At 32.6% G+C, this 1,585-nt stretch carries 1 protein-coding gene; it reads right to left on the bottom strand.

The window, feature by feature from the left end; all coding sequences use genetic code 11:
• Positions 1–85: 85 nt before the first annotated feature.
• Positions 86–1,585: IS1182 family transposase (locus tag HX049_RS18330; RefSeq protein WP_286417820.1), on the bottom strand; the 1,500-nt coding region annotated here is incomplete at its 5' end.

The raw sequence follows: 1,585 nt of genomic DNA, 5'->3' as shown, positions 1-1,585 counted from the left end.
CTATTTTCTGTGATTTTTTTCAAATATTGAAACCTCAAGAGTTCAAAAACTATAATAAAGATAAAAGTTAGTAAAAACAGTCTTTTTAGGCAGCTCTTTTTCTAATATTTTGAGCAATCGCCAATAATCCCCATTCTATTGCGACTTTTTCCTTACCACGAAGCATAAAGCGACGGAACCTGTGGTTCTGCTTAATATTTCCAAAAACTGTTTCTACATCATGACACCTTAGTTTGCGCTTATCTATACCTTTTTCTGTATTAAGTAATTCATTGGCTTGTTTTCGGTATCGTTGTAACTCGAAGTTTATTTCTATAGTCCGATTACCTTTAGCTTTATGACATATTCCATTTAGTGGACAACCTTGACAATTTTTAGCCTGATATTGCTTTAATGTTTGAATAAAACCTGTTGTTGTAGTTCTGGTTATATCACCAATATAATGCATTTGTTGTCCCATTGGACATACAAAATAATCACCGTTGTGTTGATAAAACAATTTATCTGCTGTAAAAGGCTTCGTATCTTGTTTAGAGTTCTTTCTTGGTTTCTTACTTAATTGTTCTTGTTCTTGATCAAAAGTGTTATACTTCACAAAAGCGGCGATATCTTCGCTTTCTAAATAAGTGTAATTTTCTTGGCTACCATATCCTGCATCTGCTATAACGGCTGTAGGTAACACGCCATAATTCTCTTTAAATTTTTCTAAATGAGGTATTAATGTAGTTGTGTCAGTCGGATTCGAGTGTATACTATAACTAAGGATATATTGATTGTTAGTTGATATTTGAACATTGTAACCTGCTTTTAGAAAACCACTATCCATATGATCTTCTTTCATACGCATAAAAGTAGCGTCGTTGTCTGTTTTTGAATAAGAATTACGATCCTCTAATATAGCCTCCTGCTCTTGGTATTCCTTAATTTTTGAGGGATACTCTTTGGTGATATATTTGAGTTTGTTTTTTACTTTCTGGTCAATATCTAGGGTGTCTTTTAAAGCCGCATTCAAGGTATCAATGGCTTGAGTAATAGTATCAACATCTATTTTCTTAAAGTCAGGTGGTGGTGGAAGTTCACTTTCTTGTCTAGCAATAGAGTCTGCATAACCCCATATTTCTAAGATTTGCTGAACCATCTTTTCTTTATAATTTGCTATAGCTTTTTTCCAAACAAAGGTGAATTTATTAGCATTGGCTTCAATTTTCGTTCCATCAATATAAGCCTCTTCAATACTGATAAAACCTTCCTCTATAAATAACTCAACAATCTGAGTGAAAATTTGTTCTATATAACCCTTAAGTTTAGAAGAGCGAAAGCGGTTAATTGTATTGTGATCTGGGTAAGACATACCACTTAACCACATATAATGAACATTCTCTAAACAGGCCTGCTCAAGTTTACGACTACTATAAACATTATTGAGATAACCATAGATTAAAACTTTTAGTAACATCTTAGGATGATAACTTACACCTCCACATTTAGCATAGCTATCATACAAACTTTCTAAGTCTAATTTATCTATTACAGTGTTAATAATACGTACTGGATGCAATTTTGGAATAAAATCTTCTAAAGAATG

The organism is Myroides odoratimimus (assembly GCF_030326305.1).
GTDB classification, from domain to species: Bacteria; Bacteroidota; Bacteroidia; order Flavobacteriales; family Flavobacteriaceae; genus Flavobacterium; species Flavobacterium odoratimimum_A.
This window is presented reverse-complemented; position numbering and strand designations above follow the sequence as displayed.